Annotated in this window: 21 protein-coding genes; 12 read left to right on the top strand and 9 right to left on the bottom strand. The window is 68.2% G+C overall.

The window, feature by feature from the left end; translation table 11 throughout:
• Positions 1–85 precede the first annotated feature (85 nt).
• The 6 genes from BKN51_RS12540 (at position 86) to BKN51_RS12515 (ending at position 6016) form a co-directional block, all read left to right on the top strand.
• Complete coding sequence (locus BKN51_RS12540; RefSeq protein WP_101607813.1) at positions 86–1168, top strand: sensor histidine kinase; 1083 nt, start codon at positions 86–88, stop codon at positions 1166–1168.
• Positions 1165–1815 (top strand): response regulator, encoded by a 651-nt coding sequence (locus tag BKN51_RS12535; RefSeq protein WP_101607812.1) that lies wholly within the window; start codon positions 1165–1167, stop codon positions 1813–1815. The genes BKN51_RS12540 and BKN51_RS12535 overlap by 4 nt, the downstream gene beginning before the upstream one ends.
• 20 nt (positions 1816–1835) lie before the next feature.
• Positions 1836–3224, top strand: a complete 1389-nt coding sequence (locus BKN51_RS12530) for a hypothetical protein (protein ID WP_101607811.1) — start codon at positions 1836–1838, stop codon at positions 3222–3224.
• The gene (locus BKN51_RS12525; RefSeq protein WP_101607810.1) at positions 3221–3709 is read left to right on the top strand and encodes an HIT family protein; all 489 of its coding nucleotides are present in this window, start codon (positions 3221–3223) and stop codon (positions 3707–3709) included. Before BKN51_RS12530 ends, BKN51_RS12525 begins: the two co-directional genes overlap by 4 nt.
• Positions 3710–4486: 777 nt before the next feature.
• Positions 4487–5305 carry a L,D-transpeptidase family protein gene (locus BKN51_RS12520; protein ID WP_101607809.1) on the top strand — a complete coding sequence of 273 codons (819 nt, stop codon included), beginning with the start codon at positions 4487–4489 and terminating at the stop codon, positions 5303–5305.
• Positions 5306–5332: 27 nt separating this feature from the next.
• Entirely contained in the window at positions 5333–6016 is a 684-nt protein-coding gene (locus BKN51_RS12515) for a choice-of-anchor P family protein (RefSeq protein WP_233223265.1), read from the top strand.
• A gap of 32 nt (positions 6017–6048) precedes the next feature.
• Here the strand turns inward: BKN51_RS12515 and BKN51_RS12510 are convergent, their stop codons facing one another.
• Together BKN51_RS12510 and BKN51_RS12505 are read right to left on the bottom strand one after the other, a co-directional pair.
• Positions 6049–8094: a hypothetical protein gene (locus tag BKN51_RS12510; protein ID WP_101607807.1), complete on the bottom strand. Its 2046-nt coding sequence runs from the start codon at positions 8092–8094 to the stop codon at positions 6049–6051.
• Positions 8095–8133: 39 nt separating this feature from the next.
• Positions 8134–9375 (bottom strand): ATP-grasp domain-containing protein, encoded by a 1242-nt coding sequence (locus BKN51_RS12505; protein ID WP_101607806.1) that lies wholly within the window; start codon positions 9373–9375, stop codon positions 8134–8136.
• A gap of 442 nt (positions 9376–9817) precedes the next feature.
• Here BKN51_RS12505 and BKN51_RS12500 point away from each other — a divergent pair, with 442 nt between their 5' ends.
• On the top strand, positions 9818–10183 hold the full coding sequence (locus tag BKN51_RS12500) for a hypothetical protein (RefSeq protein ID WP_101607805.1): 366 nt from the start codon (positions 9818–9820) through the stop codon (positions 10181–10183).
• 64 nt (positions 10184–10247) lie between these two features.
• Here the strand turns inward: BKN51_RS12500 and BKN51_RS12495 are convergent, their stop codons facing one another.
• The gene (locus BKN51_RS12495) at positions 10248–10664 is read right to left on the bottom strand and encodes a hypothetical protein (RefSeq protein WP_101607804.1); all 417 of its coding nucleotides are present in this window, start codon (positions 10662–10664) and stop codon (positions 10248–10250) included.
• Positions 10665–10814: 150 nt separating this feature from the next.
• Positions 10815–11201, bottom strand: coding sequence for a VOC family protein (locus tag BKN51_RS12490; RefSeq protein ID WP_101607803.1), 387 nt, complete (start codon positions 11199–11201; stop codon positions 10815–10817).
• Between the two features lie 104 nt (positions 11202–11305).
• On the opposite strand from BKN51_RS12490, the gene BKN51_RS12485 reads away from it, so the two are divergent.
• Together BKN51_RS12485 and BKN51_RS12480 are read left to right on the top strand one after the other, a co-directional pair.
• Positions 11306–12286 (top strand): FG-GAP repeat domain-containing protein, encoded by a 981-nt coding sequence (locus BKN51_RS12485; protein ID WP_101607802.1) that lies wholly within the window; start codon positions 11306–11308, stop codon positions 12284–12286.
• A gap of 437 nt (positions 12287–12723) precedes the next feature.
• A complete protein-coding gene (locus BKN51_RS12480) occupies positions 12724–13968 on the top strand; it encodes a DUF418 domain-containing protein (RefSeq protein WP_369862379.1) in 1245 nt (414 codons plus the stop codon).
• On the opposite strand, the gene BKN51_RS12475 is transcribed toward BKN51_RS12480, so the two are convergent.
• The 3 genes from BKN51_RS12475 to BKN51_RS12465 are packed head-to-tail and all read right to left on the bottom strand — an operon-like array spanning position 13892 to position 15897.
• The gene (locus BKN51_RS12475) at positions 13892–14989 is read right to left on the bottom strand and encodes an MAB_1171c family putative transporter (RefSeq protein WP_101607801.1); all 1098 of its coding nucleotides are present in this window, start codon (positions 14987–14989) and stop codon (positions 13892–13894) included. The two genes, BKN51_RS12480 and BKN51_RS12475, sit on opposite strands and share 77 nt — an antisense overlap.
• Positions 14986–15468, bottom strand: a complete 483-nt coding sequence (locus BKN51_RS12470; protein ID WP_101607800.1) for an ImmA/IrrE family metallo-endopeptidase — start codon at positions 15466–15468, stop codon at positions 14986–14988. Before BKN51_RS12470 ends, BKN51_RS12475 begins: the two co-directional genes overlap by 4 nt.
• A gap of 3 nt (positions 15469–15471) precedes the next feature.
• Positions 15472–15897, bottom strand: a complete 426-nt coding sequence (locus BKN51_RS12465) for a helix-turn-helix domain-containing protein (protein ID WP_168214320.1) — start codon at positions 15895–15897, stop codon at positions 15472–15474.
• Between the two features lie 154 nt (positions 15898–16051).
• Here BKN51_RS12465 and BKN51_RS12460 point away from each other — a divergent pair, with 154 nt between their 5' ends.
• Together BKN51_RS12460 and BKN51_RS12455 are read left to right on the top strand one after the other, a co-directional pair.
• The gene (locus BKN51_RS12460) at positions 16052–16318 is read left to right on the top strand and encodes a hypothetical protein (RefSeq protein ID WP_101607799.1); all 267 of its coding nucleotides are present in this window, start codon (positions 16052–16054) and stop codon (positions 16316–16318) included.
• A gap of 36 nt (positions 16319–16354) precedes the next feature.
• Positions 16355–16645, top strand: coding sequence for a hypothetical protein (locus BKN51_RS12455; protein WP_101607798.1), 291 nt, complete (start codon positions 16355–16357; stop codon positions 16643–16645).
• A gap of 48 nt (positions 16646–16693) precedes the next feature.
• Here BKN51_RS12455 and BKN51_RS44225 read toward each other — a convergent pair whose 3' ends face one another.
• Both BKN51_RS44225 and BKN51_RS12450 read right to left on the bottom strand, forming a co-directional pair.
• Positions 16694–17170 carry an MFS transporter gene (locus tag BKN51_RS44225; RefSeq protein ID WP_233223275.1) on the bottom strand — a complete coding sequence of 159 codons (477 nt, stop codon included), beginning with the start codon at positions 17168–17170 and terminating at the stop codon, positions 16694–16696.
• Positions 17167–18060, bottom strand: a complete 894-nt coding sequence (locus tag BKN51_RS12450; RefSeq protein WP_233223282.1) for an MFS transporter — start codon at positions 18058–18060, stop codon at positions 17167–17169. The genes BKN51_RS44225 and BKN51_RS12450 overlap by 4 nt, the downstream gene beginning before the upstream one ends.
• Before the next feature lie 58 nt (positions 18061–18118).
• Between BKN51_RS12450 and BKN51_RS12445 the strand changes: the two genes are divergently transcribed.
• Positions 18119–18511 (top strand): MerR family transcriptional regulator, encoded by a 393-nt coding sequence (locus BKN51_RS12445; RefSeq protein ID WP_101607797.1) that lies wholly within the window; start codon positions 18119–18121, stop codon positions 18509–18511.
• Positions 18512–18628 lie beyond the last annotated feature (117 nt).

Genomic DNA, 18628 nt, shown 5'->3' with positions numbered 1-18628 from the left:
AGAAGATCCTCCTTGGGTCGCCGCCTCACCGTGGCACCGCGAGCACGGACGACGCATCTGCCGCACGGCATAGAACGGGAGGGCCATGAGCACGGTCGCCGTCAGGTGGCGAGCCTTTCCACCGCTCGCACAGGACGTCCTGATCGCCCTCGGCGTCCTGTGCGTCTCGCTCGGCCTGCCAGCGCTCGACGGCGCGGCGATCGCCGTGGACGTTCTCCTGTGGACTGTCGCGGCCTGCGTGCCGCTGCTCTGGCGGCGTTCCCTGCCCTTGTCCTCGGTGGCGGCCACCGGCGCGGTGACCCTCGGCTCGCTGTGGGGCGGTTCCCCCGCTTCGCCGTGGGCGGCGATGGCGGCGGTGTTCTCGGCCGCGTACCACCTGCGACGCCACCGGATCGTGCTCGTCCTCGCGGCCACCGCCTGGATGATCGCGGTGGCCGCGCTACGCGGTGTGCCCATCGTGCCGTCCGGCGTGCTCACCTCCGCCGGGCTCGCGGTGCTGCCGGTCAGCCTCGGTTATGCCCTGCGCCTGCACGCGGACCGGGCGGAGGCCATGCGGCGGCTCGTCGAATCGGAGGCCGGGCGCGCTCAGGCGCGCGAAAGGAACCGCGTCGCCAGAGAAGTGCACGATCTGGTCGGGCACCAGTTGAGCGCGATCCGCTTGCGGGCGCTGGGAAGCCGGAAGGCGGGCATCGACGCCGTCCCGGCGCTCGGAGCCATCGCCGACCTGGCGGGCGAAGCCTTGGGGCAGGTGCGGTCGCTGGTGGACGTCCTGCGGGAGGACGGCGCCCCCTCTCTGTCCGATTTGGACGGTCTCGTCACCGGGATGCGGGAAGTGCTGCGCGCGGACATCGTGCTGGACCTCGGCGGCCACGATCCTCCGCGCCCGGTGCAGGCGGCCGCGTACCGGATCGTCGAGGAGGCGCTCAGCAATGTCGCCCGCCATGCCTCGGTTCGCCGGGCCGGGGTGACGGTCCGCTCGCGAGACGGCGAAGTGGTGATCACCGTAGACGACGACGGCGAACGTGGCGGGAAACCGCTGGAGGGCAACGGGATCCGCGGTATGCGGGAACGGGCGGCAGCACTCGGCGGCACCCTGAGCGCCGGTCCGCGAGACGGCCGTGGCTGGCGGGTCCGGGCGACGGTCCCCTGTGCCGGGGATGGATCGTGATCAGGGTCGTCGTCGCCGACGATCAGGAAGCGGCCCGGGAAGGGATGCGGCTGCTGCTCTCCGGCGAACCGGACATCGAGGTCGTCGGTGCGGCCGTGGACGGTGCCGATCTGCTCGCGCTCGCGCGGCGACGCCGGCCCGACGTGGTGTTCACCGACATCCGCATGCCCGGATTGGACGGTATCGAGGCGATCAGAAGACTGAGCGTGCTGGATCCCGGGCTCGCGGTCATCGCGGTGACCACGTTCGATCTCGACGAGTACCTCTTCGGCGCCCTGCAGGCCGGCGCGGTCGGGTTCGTCCTGAAGGACAGCGCGCCCGAATTGTTCGTCGACGCGGTGAGGCTCGCCCACCGCGGCCAAGGACTGATCGACCCGCAGGTGACGCGGCGACTGGTGACCCGCTTCGCCCGCACCTCACCGCGCCCCGCGCCACCGGAACTGGCGCTGCTGACCCCGCGCGAGACCGAGGTACTGCGCGGTCTCGCACGCGGGCTGGCCAACGCCGAGATCGCCTCGGAATTCGGCATCGCCGTGGGCACGGTGAAGATCCACGTCGAGCGGCTCCTGGCGAAGCTCGGGGTCGCGACCCGGGTGCAGGCGGTGATCCAGGCGCACAAGTACGGAGTGGTCACCTGGGACGACTGAGCCCCAGGAAATACTGGGTCATGGCCAAACGCCCCGCGAGCGACCTCACCGTACTGAAGAAGTGGTTCGCCACCCTCGATGACGCGGGCTTCCTCGCGCTCGCCCCGCCTTCCCGGGGCCGGTTCACGCAGTCCGACGGCCGAGATGACGCGGTCGCGGAACTGGCGGACCGGGCCATGTCCGCGACGACCCCTTACGCGTTCTGGCACTGGCAGTCCCACCAGCGGGCGTTCACGGGCAAAGGTGAACTGGTGGACGACCTCCTGGTGCACTGGCACGGAGCGCACGAGGACGTGGCACGACGGCTGGCCACCGCGCCGGAGCCTTTCACTTCGCTGGACATGGGCGCGGAGCAGGCGTTCGTGGTGACCAAGCCCTTCCCGCTCCCGGCGGCCGGCGACCGGCGCGCCACCGGCCCCGCGGTCCGGCGGCTGGTGCGCGCCGTCGCCGCCGGCCAGGACGTCACCGGCGACGAGCGGGACTGGCTGCTCGCGGTCGCGGACGGGAGTGGTGACGTCGCCGACGACGCGTTCGCGTTGGCGTGCGACCTGGGCGTGCTCACCCGCGACCTGGTGGCCGGGCGCCTCGCGGCCTGGGCGGGGCCCGATGACGAGGATCCGGCGGACACGTGGCTGTGGATCACCTCGGTGAGGCAAGCCGCCCCCGAGGCGATGGCAGGACTCCTGGCACCGCACGCCGCCCATCCACTGGTCGCCGCCGCTCTCGGGAGGCCCGTCGCGGACCTGGACACCGACGCGGACGACGCGCTCGCGGTCACCGCGGCACGACTGTGGCGTGCGCAGGACATCGAGGAGGCGGTCGCCGCAGTGGCGTCATGGCTCCGGCGGGAACACCTCCAGTCCACCTTGGAGGAGGTGGCCGGGCTGCTCGCGACGCGGGTGCACGGCGGTGTCCACCGCGACATCGCTCCGGCCCGGCTGCTGGACCTCGCGAGCGACGAGCGAATCCCACTCTTCTGGCGCGGGCTGGCGGTTTCCGTCGTCGACTCGCTCGGCGGCTACGAGCATCTCGAGGACCGGCTCGACGCCGTTCGCGAGCTCGGACCTCGGCCGTTCAGCGCCTACTGGCCTGCCGACGAGGACGCGCCGGTGATCGCCGGTGATCGTGCACGGCTGCGGGAGCTCGTGGCGGACCACTGGCAGCTCGGCAGCCAGCCTACGACGCTGCGCACCGACCCGGACCGTACCCGCGAGCTCGCGGCCACACTGGACTTCCCGCTCGGCTGGTTCTGGACCTGGCCCGCCGAACAGGACGCGTTCGACCGCGCCGGCCGGATGACCGGCCCACTGCCGGTGCATCTCCTCGACGCGACGGCCGACGACATCAGGGAGGCGCTACCGCCCCGGTTCGAGTTCGTCGCCGAGTCACCGGCGATCCATCCCCGGTGACCACACGTGTGCCTTGGCGGCCCGACGCCTACCTCGACCTCGCCCGCCGTGCTTGCTTCGTCTGCGAACTGCTCGCCGGTAACCCCGAATATCCACACCACATCGCCCACCGCGACGACCACGCCGTCGTCTTCGCCAGCCGCTTCCCCTCCGTGCTCGGGCACTTCCTCGTCGCTCCGGTCGAACACCGCGAACACGCCATCGCCGACTTCACCACCGACGAATACCTCGGCCTCCAAGCGATCGTGCACCGCGCGGGCCGCGCACTCACCGACCTGCTCCCCACCGAACGCCTCTACGTGCTGTCCCTCGGCAGCCAGCAAGCCAACCGGCACGTCCACTGGCACCTCGCGCCACTGCCACCCGGCGTGCCCTACGACCAGCAGCAGACGGCAATCTTCGCTCCGGAGCGAGGCCACCTCGACATCCCGGAGGACGAGATCGCCGAACTCGCCCGACGCCTCGGCGAACGCATGGCCGCCTGACCACGCGGCGCGGCCGTGGCATGATCCGGGCATGACGAAAACCGGAAAGGGTCGTGGCGCGTAGACCGCCCGCCGCTGTCCGCGCGCACCTTCCAGTTCACCCGCGCCTCCGGCAGTTCTCCGTCGTACCCGGGTTGCCACGCTGGGTACTGGCGGACATTCACCGTGTCGAGGCGACCTGGCTCCGGCCAGGGGACATCGCGACCGCGTTCCGCGAGTTGCAGCGCTATGCCCGCGTCGCCCACCAGTACCGAGCACACTGGACTCTCGGCTGTCCATGCTGCGAGCCCCTGGCACGCGAAACCCTGGACCTGGCGCTCCGAGCACTTCCGTCGCGAAGCCGTACTGCCCTGCTCGCTCTCATCCGCCCTTTCGACGAGGAGATACGCCGAAAGACCCTGCCCGATCCCGCCGGACCGCCCGATCGGCCTTGGTGGCAACGCCGGATCAGCGGCATCTACCACCGTTGAACCGACAAACTCGATTACGAACACTCCGCGTGATCATCGAGGCCGAGCATTTCAGCGTCACCCTCCGGAAGGACGCAGCGAAAGCCACGCAGAGTAGGTTTGGCTCAGCGTTACCGAATTCGCATTCCCACCCTGATCGAGTGAACTATCCAGAGGCACCTGACCTGCGGAAACTCCGCAAAACACCAGGCAGATCCGATCTGATCACTTATCGTGTTCATTGATTAACGCAGTGCCTTGCTGTTAGAGATGTCCATTCCGGATTCACATCCCGTTGCGGATAACTCTGCGCAAGGACAGGCACTGAATGACCCAACAGCAGACCTCTTGCGGTGGCGCACGCCCTCGTGCGGTTCATGCGCTCTTCGCCTTGGTGCTGGTGGTGCTGCCGCTGTCCGGCTGCGGTACCACGACAGGCGGTGCGGCAGCGGCCCCCGTCGCCACGCTGTCGCCGTCGCCCGAGGCACTGGCCGCACTGCCCGAAGCGAACACCTTCGGCGAGCTGGACTCGGCACCCGCCGACCCGGCCGCCGCACTCCCCGCCGGGGGTGAAGTGCTGCACCCGACCACGGACGTGGCGGTCTACCGAGCCCCGGGCGCGGAACCGATCGCCCGGCTGCCGGAGACTCAGATCGGCTCGCCGACCTGGGTTCCGGTGATCGCCCGCCAGGGCGACTGGGCGCAGGTACTGCTGCCCGTGCGACCCAACGGCGCGACAGGCTGGCTGCACGCCACGCCCGAGACCGTCGAATCGGCGCACAACGACTTCCAGGTCACGGTCGATCTCGGCAAATTCCGCCTGGAAATCCTCGAAGCGGGCAAGCCGACCGGCTCGTGGACCATCGGTACCGGCAGGGCCGAGCACCCCACGCCCACCGGCCGCGCGTTCATCCTCGCCTCCATCAAGGAGAGCGTGAACACCTACAGCCCGATCGTGCTGCCGCTGAGCAACCATTCCGATTCACACGAGACCTTCGGTGGCGGGCCCGGCACGGTCGGCCTGCACACCTGGCCGGACGAGAGCTTCGTCGGCAAAGCAACCAGCGACGGTTGCATCCGGGTCACCCGCGAGGCGCTCGACCGCCTCGTGGAGTTGCCGCTCGGCACCGTCGTGCAGATCGCCTGAAACCCCGAAACCATGGAGGTAATTTCCTTGTCCCCACGTACAACCGGCGTGCTCGCCTGCACGGTGGCGGCCTGTCTGGTCTTCGCCGCCACCCCCGCCACGGCCGCCCCCGCCGAGTCCGCGTACGCCCTCGCCGCGTCCGGTCTCGTCAAGATTCCCCGCACACCCGCCGTTTCCGGGCCGGGCAAGGAATCGCTCGCCTCGGTGGCGCTGCCGAACCCGGGCCCGGCACTGATCAGCGCTCGGGCGCTGAACGCCGAAGTGACGCCGGGGCACGCGAAATCGAGTGTCGCCGGTCTCTCGCTGAACCTCGGGGTGCTGCCCGCCGGCGTCGCCCTGCCCGGTCTCAGCGCCGAGGTGATCAAGTCCGAATGCCGTGACGGCAAGGGTTCGGTGTCGATCGCGAATCTGAAGGCCGGTGGCAAGGCGATCCAGCTCGACCAGGTCCCGCCGAACACCACCGTCCCGCTGGCGTCGCTGCTCGAACTGGTGGTGAACAAGCAGACCGAGAACGCGGACGGCACGCTCACCGTGACCGCCGTGTCGGCCAGGATCCTCGGCAAGACACAGACTCTCGACATCGCGTCGTCCACCTGTGCCAAGGCCCCGGGCGCCACCCCGAAACCGACGAAGCCCGCGGAAAAGCCCCGGCCTGGCGGGAAGGCACCCAAGCCCACTCCGGTTTCCGCGCATCTCGACGTCACCGGCTGACGTCCGGCGCGCCTCCGAAGCCCGCCAACGGTTCACTCCGTTGGCTGGCTTTGCTCCTGAGGCGCCTTCGCCGCCTGGAGTCCGCGTGCGGGCAACCGGTTCGCTCCCCAGCTCCGTTCGATGTAGTCGACGATCCGCGTGATGTCCTCGGGAGGCACCTTCTCCTGCTCCCCGTGTTCGAGCGGGTCGGTGTGGAAGATGTAGAGCCGCGACGCGAACTGGTCGAACGGCAGCGAGGCTTCACCGAACCGCTCACCGTTGCCCGCGGTCGAGACCACGACACCGTCGCCCCAGTCCTGCCCGCTGTCGTTGTTCGGGTTGTAGAAGTACACCCGGGTGACCTCGTGCGGATCGGCGGCGACCCGCAGGATCGTGATCGCGTGCCAGCCGACGTAGCGGGCGGCACTGTCGGTGACGGCGACCCCGGCGGGCTGCGGGTGGATCAGCGGCTGCCCCCCGTTGTAGGCCGGGTGGTAGCTCGCGTGGAACTGCCGCAGGAAGGTGTCGAGCTCGATCAGGTTCCCGGTCTCGACGTCGACGTTGATCCGGAACCCGCGCGCGGTCCACCAGCCGTGGAACTCGGGATTGACCCAGCGGTGCGGATCGCCGGGCCTGCCGAGGCAGCGGCGCCCCATCTCGGCGTAGATCCGGTCCAGGTGCGGCACCACGAGCAGCGAAACCGGGTCCAAGTCCGACGGCGGGGTGCTCGCGAGGCCCCCGGCGCTGTCGTTCGAGGAGATCCGCTGGCCTTCGAAGTGCATGACCACCTCGTCGTCCCGTGCCGCCCAGACCACGATCTGCAGCAGGTAGTCCGGGTCGTTGTACGCCCACATCGACAGCGCGCGGGCCGACTGGCAGGTCGGGTTGTCGCCCTGGCCGACGCCCAGCGGCAGCCCCAGCATCGACAGCACGCCCGCGAGCAGCCGCGCCTCGGGCCCTGGCTCGTCGCCGAAAACCGTCGTCAGCCGCTCGCGCGCGGGCTCGGACAGCTCGAGCCCGAGCTGACGCCACAGCGCGGGCACCATCGGCGGCGAGTGGAGGATGCCGCGGTCGAGCAGCAGCGCCAGCCCGTAGACGCACTGCGCGGTCTGGGTGTGCACCGCCACCTCGATCAGCCGGTGGATCAGGTCGCGGTGGCGCAGCAGGCTGTTGCGGCCGACGTCGGACAGGCCGAGCGCCTCCCCGAGCAGATAGTCGCTCTTGTGCCGCAGGAACCGCAGCAGCTCGGCGTGGTACGGCGAGACCAGCCCGGTGTCGTGCATCGCCCTGGCGAATCCGGTCGCCTCGTACTGCAGGCCACCGTCGTCCATCGCCTCCAGCCGGGACCGGAAGACCGCGATGCCCGGGTCCTCCCGGCAGGCCTCCGTGGTGCCGAACAGGGCGCTGATCAGCCGATCGACGCCTTGTCCGGAAGCGTTGCCGAGGTCGACCTCCGGATCCCCACGGTAGACCGCGATCCGGGTGATCAGCGACTGCACCTGGTCGACCTGGATCGGGCGCTGGCGCAGGATCCGCCAGATCTCCTCGACCAGCTTGTCCAGGACGCTTTCGTAGCCGATCTCGTCGGCGACGTGCCGGAACAGGTCCCTGATCAGCTGCGCGGTCCGGCCCTGCCCGGTCCGCTCGGCCTCGGTGGGCGGGGTGAACAGCAGTTCCAGATTCATCGCGAGCACCTGGGACAGGAACTCGCGGGCGTCCTCGGCGGACAACGTCGGATGCGCGTAGTCGCCGCTGGCCACGGCGAGCGTGCGCAGCTCGCTGCAGGCCTCCATCACCACGGTGTCCGCGTCCCCGGCGTGCAGGCCCGGCCCGACCAGCGCCGGGATCAGGATCTCCGGAGTGGCCCAGTCCGTCCCCAGGAACAGGCCCGCCTCCTCCAGCTCCCGCGCTCTGACCTGGACCGCCGCGGCACCGCCAGGCTGCACCAGCACCCGCCGCAGCGCCTCCAGCATCCGCCGCAGCTTGGTGTGTTTGCCGAAGTCGCGGGTCTCGGCCATCGTCCTGATCGCGTCGTCCAGCGAGGCCACGCGCTTGTCCAGCGTGGTGGCCGCGCCGGGAACATCGCCGTTCGGTTTCAAAGGCTTCCCTCGGGTCGGTCTCCTGGTCCGGGGTCGCCCTCAGACGTAGAAGTCGAACTCTTCCTGTTGCTTCAGCAGCTCGCGCATCTGATAGGAATCTTCGCCGAAGAAGTACAACAGGCCCCAGTGGGTACCGAACGCGGTCCGCTTGGTCACCGTTTCCTCCAGCGGAGCCGACAGGTCGTGTGACTCGTAGTAGTCGTGGTCCTCGGTCTCCGGCGGGATCCGCAGTTCGCTGACCACCCGGCGACGCGGGTAGACCCCGAAGCAGCCCGCGACGCCGGCGGCGTCTTCGACCTCCTTCGGGAAGAAGGCATCGATCTCTTCCTCGGTCGTCTTCGGGTCGAATGCCAGCGCGAGCCCTTGGTAGGCGTTGAAACCGTAGGCGCGTTCGAGCAGCTCGAACACCTTGAAACCCGGCGGCCGGTAGGCGACCTCGCCGAAGTACATCTCACCGTCGTTCGTGACGAAGTACTCCGGGTGCACGAAGCCGAACTCGATGTCGAAGGTCTTGATCAGCTTCTCGATCTGCGCGGTGATCTGCGGCCGGTAGCGCTCCAGCTCGGGAGTCGCGGGCACGAACACCGAGTAACCCAGGGTCACGTACTCGGAGATGTTCAGGAACTTGATCTTCCCGTTGTGGATCCACGCCTCGACGGCGAACTCCCAGCCGTCGAGGTGCGACTCCATCAGTACCGGGAACTCCTCCTCCGGGATCGCGTCGACGTCGTCGGGAGTGCGGACGATGCGGTGCCCGAGACAGCCGGCCTTGTCGAAGGCCTTGAGGTGGATCGGGTCGTTCGGATCGCCGTCGAGCTTGAGCAGCGTCTGATTGACGCGCTTGAGGAAGCGGATCACGTCGTCGCGGTCGTGGGCCTCCTCGAAGATCCCGACCCGGATCCCGCCGAGCTGCGCCCTGCGCTTCATCAGGGACTTGTCCCGCAGCAGCATGGCCTGGCCGAACAGGCGCGGGTTGTCCATCAACACGGAGTTGATCGCCCCGGCCCACTCCACGGTTTCCTCGAACAGCGGGATCGCGACGTCGACGCCTTCACGCTGCAGCGTCTCGGCGATCTCCAGCGAACGGTCGTTGAGCCGCTCGAAATTCCACGACAGGTAGGGAATGTCGTGTTCCACGCAGTACTTCTCGGCCCAGTCCGGCGCCACGACGACGTACCGCCGATCGAACCGGTCGAGCGCCTCCACGGCGTTCAGGCTCCACCCTAAAAGAGCCACGTACCCTTTGTCTGGATTCTTCGTGGCCGGTTCGGGTCGCGTCATAGGACCGTTCCTCCGTGTCGGCGTCGGCAACTCCTCGGAAAGCATGAGCCGACCAACCGTACCTGGAGAGTGACACCACCCGCTGAATGGATCGCAGGCTGCCTAGCGGACCGAGGTCGCGATGGGGCCGTCTTTCCTTTACTCATAAGGGTTCCCTCCGCGAGTGTGACCGACGTCATCGTCGATCGATCCAAAATGGACAATCGGTCGAACCGCTTTTCCGAGATGTGTCAACGGGAACGACCTGCCGGGTTGACGAAGATCTTGCCGTCGACGTGGCGAGGACGACGGTGTCGATGGCGCCGGCACGAACACCACAGAGTCCCCGTCGCGGCCGCCTCGCCTGCGAATTCTCGGACCGGATCACGCCGGCTCATCCCGTCGAGTAGGGTCTCCGGCAGTTCGCCGTCGGGCGAACGGAACATCTGACTGGGGAGTCATAGTGAAGAAGATCGGAGCGGCCGCGATCGTGGCCGGTACGGTACTGGGCACCACGATCGCCGGGGCCGGTGTGGCCAGCGCCGCCGGCGGGGCGGGCCCGAAAGAGTGTTTTACGGCGACAAGCTGCTCGCTCGCGTCGGGGTTCTTCCCCGGCGGGACCATCCACGTGGACCTCGAAGCGACCGCCGCACCCGGCTCGCCTGACCACTGGTTCAAGTGGACGATCGGCAAATGCTCGGGCGGCGGTTACATCCACGCGCCGGCGAAGACGGAATCCTGCGTGCTGCCTGCCAGCTACTACACGCTGACCGTCGGCGAGCTGCAGTACCCGGTCAACTGGCGGATCGGTATTCGCTGGGACCACTGACCCGGTGAGCCGGGGAGGGGTGCCACCTTCGAGCGCCCCTTCCCGGCCAGGTTCGACCCCGGCGTCAGCAGGTGGCCGACGCCGCCCGGTACGCGGCGATCCTGATCCGCAGGCCGCGCAGGTGGACCAGGTCTATGGCGAACGTCGAGACCTGCCGATACCCCGCCGTCGGCCCATCGGCCCGGCAGGGACCCGAGAGGTAGACGAACTCGTCGTCCGGGTCGCATCTCGGCTCCGACCAGATCGCGGCGTCCCCGGCTCCGATGTTCCCGCACCGGGTCCGCGCCAGCCAGTAGACCGGCAGCTTCATCACCTCGCCGAGCACCTTCTCGAAACCGGCGAGATCGGCCCCGGCTATCGCGAGCCCGTGTCCGTTCCACACCCGCGGCGCCCAGTACTCGCCGACAGCGGCGTGGGTGACGCACGCGAGGTCGCCCGACGCGGTGATCGTCCAGCAGGCCACGGTGGTCAGAGTCGGCATGACGGCTCCAGCTGTCAGGCTTCAGGTGCGACCGAAGGTAGTGGATCATGCGGTCGCGGAGGTACCACCGGTGGCGCTTCCGGTGTTGCTCCGACTGGCAAAGCCCGAGTTCAGCGGCGCAGGACGAGATCGAAACCACGCGCTGTTCATTCAGTGTTCATCGGATCCGTACGGCCGGGTGAGAATCTCCAGCGCGTGACCGTCGGGGTCGTCGAAGTACACGCCCCGGCCGCCGTCATTGGAGTTGATCTCTCCGGCGCCGCGGTGCCCCGGCCCCGCCCAGTACGGCAGACCTCCGGCGCGGATCCGCCCGAAGATCGTGTCGAACTCGGCCTCCTCGACCAAGAACGCGTAATGCTGCCTGGAGAACTCCTCGGTGCTCTGCATGACGTCGAGCGAGACCCCGTTGCCGGTCTGGACGACCAGGAACGGGCCGAACTCGGCGGGCTCGGGCAGCCCGAGGATCGAGACCAGGAAACCCGCCGTCGCGGCCCGGTCGGTGGCGTTGATGATGGTGTGGTTCAGCTGCACTGTCATGAAAGCATGATAAAATCTCAAGTTTGCTTGAGGTCAAGCCCCGCTCGTAACGGTTCCCGGTTCATCGCGACTTGAGTACTGCAAGCCGACACGAAGGGGACGTGATGCGTGCTTTGGTGATGGCCGGTGTAGCCGGTCTGCTTACCCTGACCCTCGCTCCGCCGGCGGCGGCGACCTCCGCCGTACCGGAACAGTGGTCGGCCGGACCGTTCACGGCGCAGGTCGCGGTCATGGCGGGGGACGTCAACGGAGACGGCAAGGACGACCTGGTCAGCTACAACACCTACCTGTACGGGTGTTACGTGCTGCGCTCGAACGGTTCCGGCTTCCAGCCGCAGCAGAACTGGGGTGCGGGCAACTTCCTGAGCAGCGGTTTCAACGGCAACGCCAACTTCGTCGGCGACATGGACAACGACGGCCGCGCCGACGCCATCGCGGTCCGGCGGCCCACGGCCTCGACACCCCGCGGCATCTTCGTGGCGAGGTCGATCGTCGACTACTACGGCGTGGAACGCTTCGGAACACCCTCGCAGTGGTTGAACAACACCATCGCGGGTGACTACGGGAACCTGGCAGCGGATCTGGACGGCGACGGCGACACCGACGTGATCGGCCTGTTCGACGTGGCCACCCTGGCGGCGAGGTCGGACGGCACCACGACGCTGCCGCTCACGGCGTGGGCGCCGCCCATCCGCGGCGAGAAGGCGACACTGGCGGCGGACGCGACCGGTGACGGCAAGGCCGACCTCATCCTCGTCGACCTCGCCGGCACGAGAGTGGTGGCCGGCACCGCGAACCGCTGGTTCGACACCCCGGTGTCGTGGTCGACGACTTCTTTCCACGGCAGCAAGAAGACCCTCACCGCGGACATCGACGCCGACGGCGACGGCGACCTCATCGCGATCAACGACAACGACGTTCAGGTGATGCGCTCCACCGGTACCGGCTATTCCTCGCCGGAACCGTGGTACACGGGTTCCTTCTTCGGCACGAAGGAAACCCTCACTGCCGATGTGGACGGGGATGGCGACGCGGACCTCGTCGCGGTGAACGCCAACGACGTCTGGGTGTTGCGCTCGCAATAGGTGAACCGGATGTGGCTCTTTCCGGCGGCGTGGGGGTGACTTCGGCTCCACGCCGCTCGGGCGGTCACCGAACGGAGCAGTAGAGCCGTCTCATCACGCCGCACACATATTGAGGAGTAAGTCATCGTGGGCGGGGCCGGCCCTTCCGACCAACCCGACCTCTTCCGTTTTTCCTGTAGTCCCTTGGATCGACACGACCGAGCATCGAAAGGATGACAGTCGGTCGGACCAGTCGGCAGCACACGATCTACGGTTCGTGACCGGATCACTCCCCGCGGCCCCGAAAGGCCAGGACGCGAGCGCGCGACAGAATAGCCCTTCCCTCAAACGGGTTTCGACCCCACACGAAGGATCACTCGGCCGAACCCGGTAGCGAAGGCGACGAACGACCGGACTGCTACCAAGTGACCAGGGCAAGATCGTCCCAACGACGGACGATGCCCGATGCGGGCGGTGGCACGCTCGACGACATGATCCACCGGACAGCGGCCACCGCCGCGCAGCAATCCCGTAGTGGGCGGATTTCTTCTCTCGATCTACTCCGGGGGGTGGCGATCCTCGGCACCTTCGGGACGAACGTGTTTCTTTTCGCGCATCCCGGCGGGCCCGCGGGCTTCTTCCAGGATTTCGTCGGGACCGCGAACGGCGTCGCGGAGCACGTCGAAATCGGACTTCGCACGCTGAGCAACGGCAAGTTCCTCGCTCTGCTCACGATCCTGTTCGGCGTGGGCCTCGAATTGCAGTATCAGTCCGCGCGGAGGCGCGGTGTTTCCTGGCCTGGCAGGTATCCACTCCGGGCGGGAATTCTCTTCATGGAAGGCGTCGCGCACTACCTACTCGTTTTCGAAGGCGACGTGCTCATGGCCTACGGGCTCACGTCGCTGCTCGTCGCGTACCTCGTCGGCCGGAGCGATCGGGTCGTCCGCAAGGTCGTCGTCGTGGTGAGTGGCGTGTACACCACGACGATCCTCGCCGCGACCGCGCTGCTCGTGGCCGGACCGGGCGTTTCCGGCGAGCCGACCCCGGTCGATCCCGCCACGACGGCCAGCTGGCCCGCGCAGGTCGCCGTCCGCTTCACCGAGTTCCTGATGTTGCGGGCGGAGACCATCCTGATCGTGCCCTCCGCCGTCGTCCTGTTCCTGCTCGGTTCCCGGCTGCGGAGGGCCGGTGTCTTCGAAGACACCGAGAAGGGCGCACAGCTTCGTGCGCGACTGCTCGTGCTGGGCTTCGCCGTCGGCTTGCCGCTGAACGTGCTGACCGGTTTCGGCGGGCCGGACTGGTTGCTCGTCGACAGGTACCTGTTGCCACCACTCGTCGCCCTGGGCCTGCTCGCCCTGGTCACCCATCTCTCACTTCGGATGCGTGAGAAGCCGGGAGCTGTCCGAAGTGGACTGATCGCGGTCGGCCGAACGGCTCTCTCCTGTTACGTACTCCAGAACCTGCTTGCCGGTTTCCTGTGCTACGGCTGGGGGCTCGGGCTCGCCGAGCGTTTCGCGGATGCCCGTCCGTGGTGGATCGTCGGCCTCTGGACCTTCGTCGGATCGGTGAACGTCGCGTTCGCTCTCTTGTGGCTTCGGCGTTTCGACCGTGGCCCCCTCGAACTGCTCATGCATCGTCTCTACGCCCCGCGGCGGACGCCACCGCGCGTTCCCGCACCTCCCTCACGACGAGGGAGTGCGTGAACGCGGACGACACCGCGCTCAGCCAGGCGCTTTCCTCCCGCATGCTGGGCTGCGCCTCGTCCGCGCCCGCCGGATGGTGTGGCCAGCTCCGGCCGGCCTCACGCATCACCAGCGCCGCCGCGACTTCGGCGGCGGCGCGCGTGGGTTCGTCGACCGGGGTGCGCAGCCAGTCCCCGAGGTGCGGCGGGACGTGTGCCCGCAACGCCAAGACGCCATCACGGATTTCGATCAGCCTGCGGTACAGCTTGAACTCGATGTCGTGGCGCACGGGCAGGGCGATCTGCGGGTGAGCGGCGACGAGCTCCTTCCACAGCGGTGTGACCGCCCGGATCCCTTGCCACGCACACACCAGGCGGAGAGCACCGTCCCAGGTGGTGAACAGTCCGCCGAGAACCCACAGCACCATCGCGCAGAGTCCGAGAATGCGGGCGCGCGGCATGAAATCGAGGTCCGCGAGGTCGGTGATCTCCAGCCACAGCGACGGAAGCCCGGAGAACAGCACCCATCCGATGGTCGCGACCGCGGCGCAGACGAGGATCCGCAGCCCTGTCCGGAACGTCCCTCGTGGACGGCCCGCGGCGCTGCGGGCCAGGGTGCGGGTGAACATCGCCAGGCACGTGACCCCGTACGTCGTGAGGACCACCTGATAGACCACGACGCTCAAGCGCCATTGGAATTCGGGTGTGCCCACCTCGAGCCGATGTGGCGCGATGTCCAGGTAACACAGGACCATCACGGCCCAGCACAGCACGATCGGCCAGAACGGTGTCGGCTTCTCCGGCGACCGGGTACTGCGGACCAGTTGCACCAGCGCGCGCATCGCGAGCAGTTGCAGCGCGTTGGTGACCAGCCGCGGGAGCAGCTCGTCGCCGAGCAACCGGACCGTGGTCTCGGCGGAGACGGCGAGGCCTGCCGCCATGCTGAGGAAGAACGTGACCAGATGCTTCGGCCCGGTGCGGACCGTCACCAGCCGGGCGAGGCCGATCAGCGCCAGCAGCCCGGCGGACAGGTAGCTGATCACGAGCCGAGAGCGTGGCGCAGCCGATCGGATCCGGGCCCGGCGCCCACGGCGCGGCGCATGAGCAACGACGCGACGAGTTCGGCCTCTTTCTCCTGCTCCTGCGCGTACGTCGTGCGGCCGAGCACCCTGCGGACCAGGTCCACCGACAGACTGGGCGTGATCAGCGCGGCCACCGTCTCCGGCAGTACCTCGCCTTCGACGTGCCCGCACAGCAGATGACCGAGTTCGTGCAGCAGGATGTGCACCTGGTGCAAGGGGGACGTGTCCTGCGTGTAGAAGACGTAGTCCGCTCGATCGGTGGCCGCGAGCACCCCGCACGGCGCTCCCGGCCGAGCCTGGAGCGCCACCAGTTCGATGGGCCGCCCCCGCATCGCGGCGACCTCACCGAACAACGTGGTGACCTCGAACGGATCCGGTAGTCGCACAGCGGACGCGATCCGCTCACATCTGCGCCAGAGCGCACTCTTCCTGCCGAACATTGGCTACTCCCCCTGGTTGCGCCTGGACTCCCGCAGCTTGATCGCCTCGACGATATCGGCCACGGTGCCGAGCCCCTCCTCGGACAACGTCACCGCACGCAACGCCAGGTTCCGTACTGCGACGTTGCGCAAAGCTCCCAGCAACTCGACCTCTTCGGCAAGAGCTCTCCCCTGCTCGTCGTCGAAGAAGTACGCGGGCGGCACCTGGAAGAACCCCGCGAGCGCTTCGAGGTGCCGTTTGGTCGGGTTGTCCCTGCGGCCTGTCCGCAGTTGCCAGAGATAGGCGGCGGAGAACGACTCCCCGGTGCTCTCCCGGCAGGCCCGCGCCACCTCCTCGTGACTGTACTGCTCACCGTTGGGCCGGCGGACCACCTGGAAGAGGCGGTCGATCCGTTCGGTGAGCGTCGTTGCCCGTGGTTCGGTCATCATCACCTCCATTAGCTGAGATGAACGCTACCCGGTTGTCTGTTCATCTGGGATTGACAACCGTCAAGAAGCTCCCATAACGTCTCTCACGTTAGCTGAGATGAATGACTGAGGGGTGTCGGTCAATGTTGGCTGACGACCTGGAGGGGGAGTTCTCATGAAGAAATTGCTGATCGCAGCGGCCCTGGCGGTGGCCGCGGTGACCGTGTCGGCGCCGCCGGCTCTCGCCGTGGAGACCGGGGACTTCTACGCCACCGGCATCGGCCCGTATCCGTCGGACGCCATCACGTCGGCGGAACGCGTCGCCCGCACCTTCGCGCGCAACACGGGCTGGCTGGACTCGCAGTGTTACCGGCGCAGTGCCGACGTCCGGTCCCACACGAGCTACTACAGCGCGACCGTCTGGCTCTACTGCCAGCGCTGACGCAGCACTCGCCGAAGAACCCAAGGAGAGGGAAGTATGACCAGAATGATCGCCCGTGGCGCGGGGGCCGCGGTCCTCGCAGGACTCATGACACTCGCGCCGACGGTGGCGAGCGCCTCGGAGAGTGTCCAGGAGACCCGTGCGTTCCTCGGGACGACCGTCGAGAAGACCTCGGCGTCGGCCAAGCGAACGGCGCTGCAGCAGGCCTACGATCACGCGTCGGTTTACGGGTACACGCCCGATCAGTGCGTGACCATCCACCTGTACTCGGTGAAGATCAGTTTCGTGATGTACCGCGGTGAAGCCGGGATCCACTGCACGAAGTAGCTCGCGAGACGGCTCGGCCCGGAGACCACTCCGGGCCGAGCCGGGCGCTCAAGCCCGTCGGCCGGCGAGGACCGCGAGGCCGAGGAACACCACCACCCCGATCGCCGCGACCACGACGAGTCCCGGCGTGAAGCCGTGCCCGCGCTGCACGAAGGTGCCGATGCTGCCGAGCACCGCCACTCCGAGCGCCAGCCCGAATTCCACACTGGTCTCCGACAACGCCGACGCCGCACCGGCCCGCTCGGGCGGCGCCGCGCTGACCACGATGTCCGTGCTCAGCGCCATCACCGGCCCCAGACCGAGGTAGATCAGCACGAGTCCGGCGACCAGTGGCGCGACCCCCTGTTCGTCCGGAGTCCAGGCCAAGACGAAGAAGCCGGCCGCCGACACCGCCAGCGACCACGCGAGCAACCGGTGAACCGGCATCCGGCGAACCAATGCGGGTGCCGCGACCGAGGTGAGCACCATCGCCACCGCGGAGGGCACCAGCCACAGACCGGCCTCGAGGGGTGATAGCCCGGTCACCTGCTGGAGATAGAGCGCGGCGAAAGATAGACCCCGGCGACGCAGGCGAGCGCGGCGAGCAGGATCAACAGCGCGTTGCGGAACGGCCGCGCGGCGAACAGCCGGAGGTCGATCAGCGGGAGGCTCAGCTGCCGCTGCCGTCGCAGGAACACGATCCCGGCACCACCACCGAGCAGCAGTGCGATCGCACCCAGCAGTGCCGACCCGCCTTCGGCGAGGTGCTTGATGCCGTAGACGATCGGCAACACGGCCGCCAGGGACAAGGCCACACTCGCCAGGTCCAGTTTCCCGAGTTCGGTGTCACGCTGTTCCGGCAGCAGGAGCGGGCCGGTGATCAGGAGCAGGATCATCACCGGGACGGCGAGCAGGAACACCGAACCCCACCAGAACCATTCGAGCAGCAGCCCGCCTGCCACCGGGCCGAGCGCCACTCCCGCCGACAGACCCGCGGACCAGAGCCCGATGGCGGCTCCCCGCTGGCGCGGATCACGGAACATGCTCCCGATCAGCGCGAGGGTGGACGGCATGAGAGTCGCGCCGGCGATCCCGAGCAGCCCGCGGGCGACGATGAGCAGCTCGGCAGACGGCGCGTAGGCCGCCAGTACCGAAATGACCAGGAAGACCGCTGCACCGATCAGCAGTAGTCGGCGCCTGCCGACGCGGTCGCCCAGCGTGCCCATGGTGACGAGGAAACCCGCGACCAGGAAGCCGTAGGCGTCGGAGATCCACAACAGCTGGCCCGGGCTCGGGTCCAGATCGGCGGCGAGACTGGGAAGCGCCAGGTACAGGACCGTGGCGTCCATGGACAGCAACGCGGTCGGCAGCACCAGCACGGCGAGGCCGAGCCATTCACGGGGCCCCGCGGAGATTCGGAGTTGTCGGTCGGACATACCGCGACGCTAAAGTCTCACATAGATGTGAAAGTCAAGCGCGAATTTCGGAGGCGTCGTGCGCATCAGCGAACTGGAACGCAGGACCGGCGTCAGCCAGCGTCTGCTGCGCTACTACGAGGAGCAAGGCCTGCTGCGGCCGGAGCGACTCCCCAGCGGCTACCGCGTGTACACCGACGCGGACGTGACCACCGTCGAACACATCCGCAATCTGCTCGCCGCGGGCCTTTCCACCACCACGATCGCGGATCTGCTGCCCTGCATGGGTTCCGAGGGCGGGAAACTCATTGCCGACTGTCCCGAACTCCTGCTGGACCTGCATCGCGAACGCGCCAGGCTCAGCGCCGCGATCACCGAGTTGACCACCGCCCGCAGCACCCTTGACCAGGTCATCGCCACCGCGCCACCCTTGGTCGAACAGGCGGCCGCGCAACTACGCGAGGCCGGCTGACGCTTCCCCTGAGGGCAAGGAAGCACGCATTCGACTCAAGGCACGCAAGACGTCGTCGCGGTTCTTCGCCGACTTGATCCAGGCGGGAAGGCGGCTGGCCAGACTGCTGTTCCGGTT

It is taken from the genome of Amycolatopsis sp. BJA-103 (genome assembly GCF_002849735.1).
GTDB lineage: Bacteria > Actinomycetota > Actinomycetes > Mycobacteriales > Pseudonocardiaceae > Amycolatopsis.
This window is presented reverse-complemented; position numbering and strand designations above follow the sequence as displayed.

Bases quoted from the DNA above. Each gene is read 5' to 3' on its own strand.
- BKN51_RS12540 (WP_101607813.1), top strand. From the start codon at position 86: ATGAGCACGGTCGCCGTCAGGTGGCGAGCCTTTCCACCGCTCGCACAG.
- BKN51_RS12530 (WP_101607811.1), top strand. From the start codon at position 1,836: ATGGCCAAACGCCCCGCGAGCGACCTCACCGTACTGAAGAAGTGGTTC.
- BKN51_RS12520 (WP_101607809.1), top strand. From the start codon at position 4,487: ATGACCCAACAGCAGACCTCTTGCGGTGGCGCACGCCCTCGTGCGGTT.
- BKN51_RS12505 (WP_101607806.1), bottom strand. From the start codon at position 9,375: ATGACGCGACCCGAACCGGCCACGAAGAATCCAGACAAAGGGTACGTG.
- BKN51_RS12495 (WP_101607804.1), bottom strand. From the start codon at position 10,664: ATGCCGACTCTGACCACCGTGGCCTGCTGGACGATCACCGCGTCGGGC.
- BKN51_RS12490 (WP_101607803.1), bottom strand. From the start codon at position 11,201: ATGACAGTGCAGCTGAACCACACCATCATCAACGCCACCGACCGGGCC.
- BKN51_RS12485 (WP_101607802.1), top strand. From the start codon at position 11,306: ATGCGTGCTTTGGTGATGGCCGGTGTAGCCGGTCTGCTTACCCTGACC.
- BKN51_RS12480 (WP_369862379.1), top strand. From the start codon at position 12,724: ATGCCCGATGCGGGCGGTGGCACGCTCGACGACATGATCCACCGGACA.
- BKN51_RS12470 (WP_101607800.1), bottom strand. From the start codon at position 15,468: ATGTTCGGCAGGAAGAGTGCGCTCTGGCGCAGATGTGAGCGGATCGCG.
- BKN51_RS12465 (WP_168214320.1), bottom strand. From the start codon at position 15,897: ATGATGACCGAACCACGGGCAACGACGCTCACCGAACGGATCGACCGC.
- BKN51_RS12460 (WP_101607799.1), top strand. From the start codon at position 16,052: ATGAAGAAATTGCTGATCGCAGCGGCCCTGGCGGTGGCCGCGGTGACC.
- BKN51_RS12455 (WP_101607798.1), top strand. From the start codon at position 16,355: ATGACCAGAATGATCGCCCGTGGCGCGGGGGCCGCGGTCCTCGCAGGA.
- BKN51_RS12450 (WP_233223282.1), bottom strand. From the start codon at position 18,060: ATGTCCGACCGACAACTCCGAATCTCCGCGGGGCCCCGTGAATGGCTC.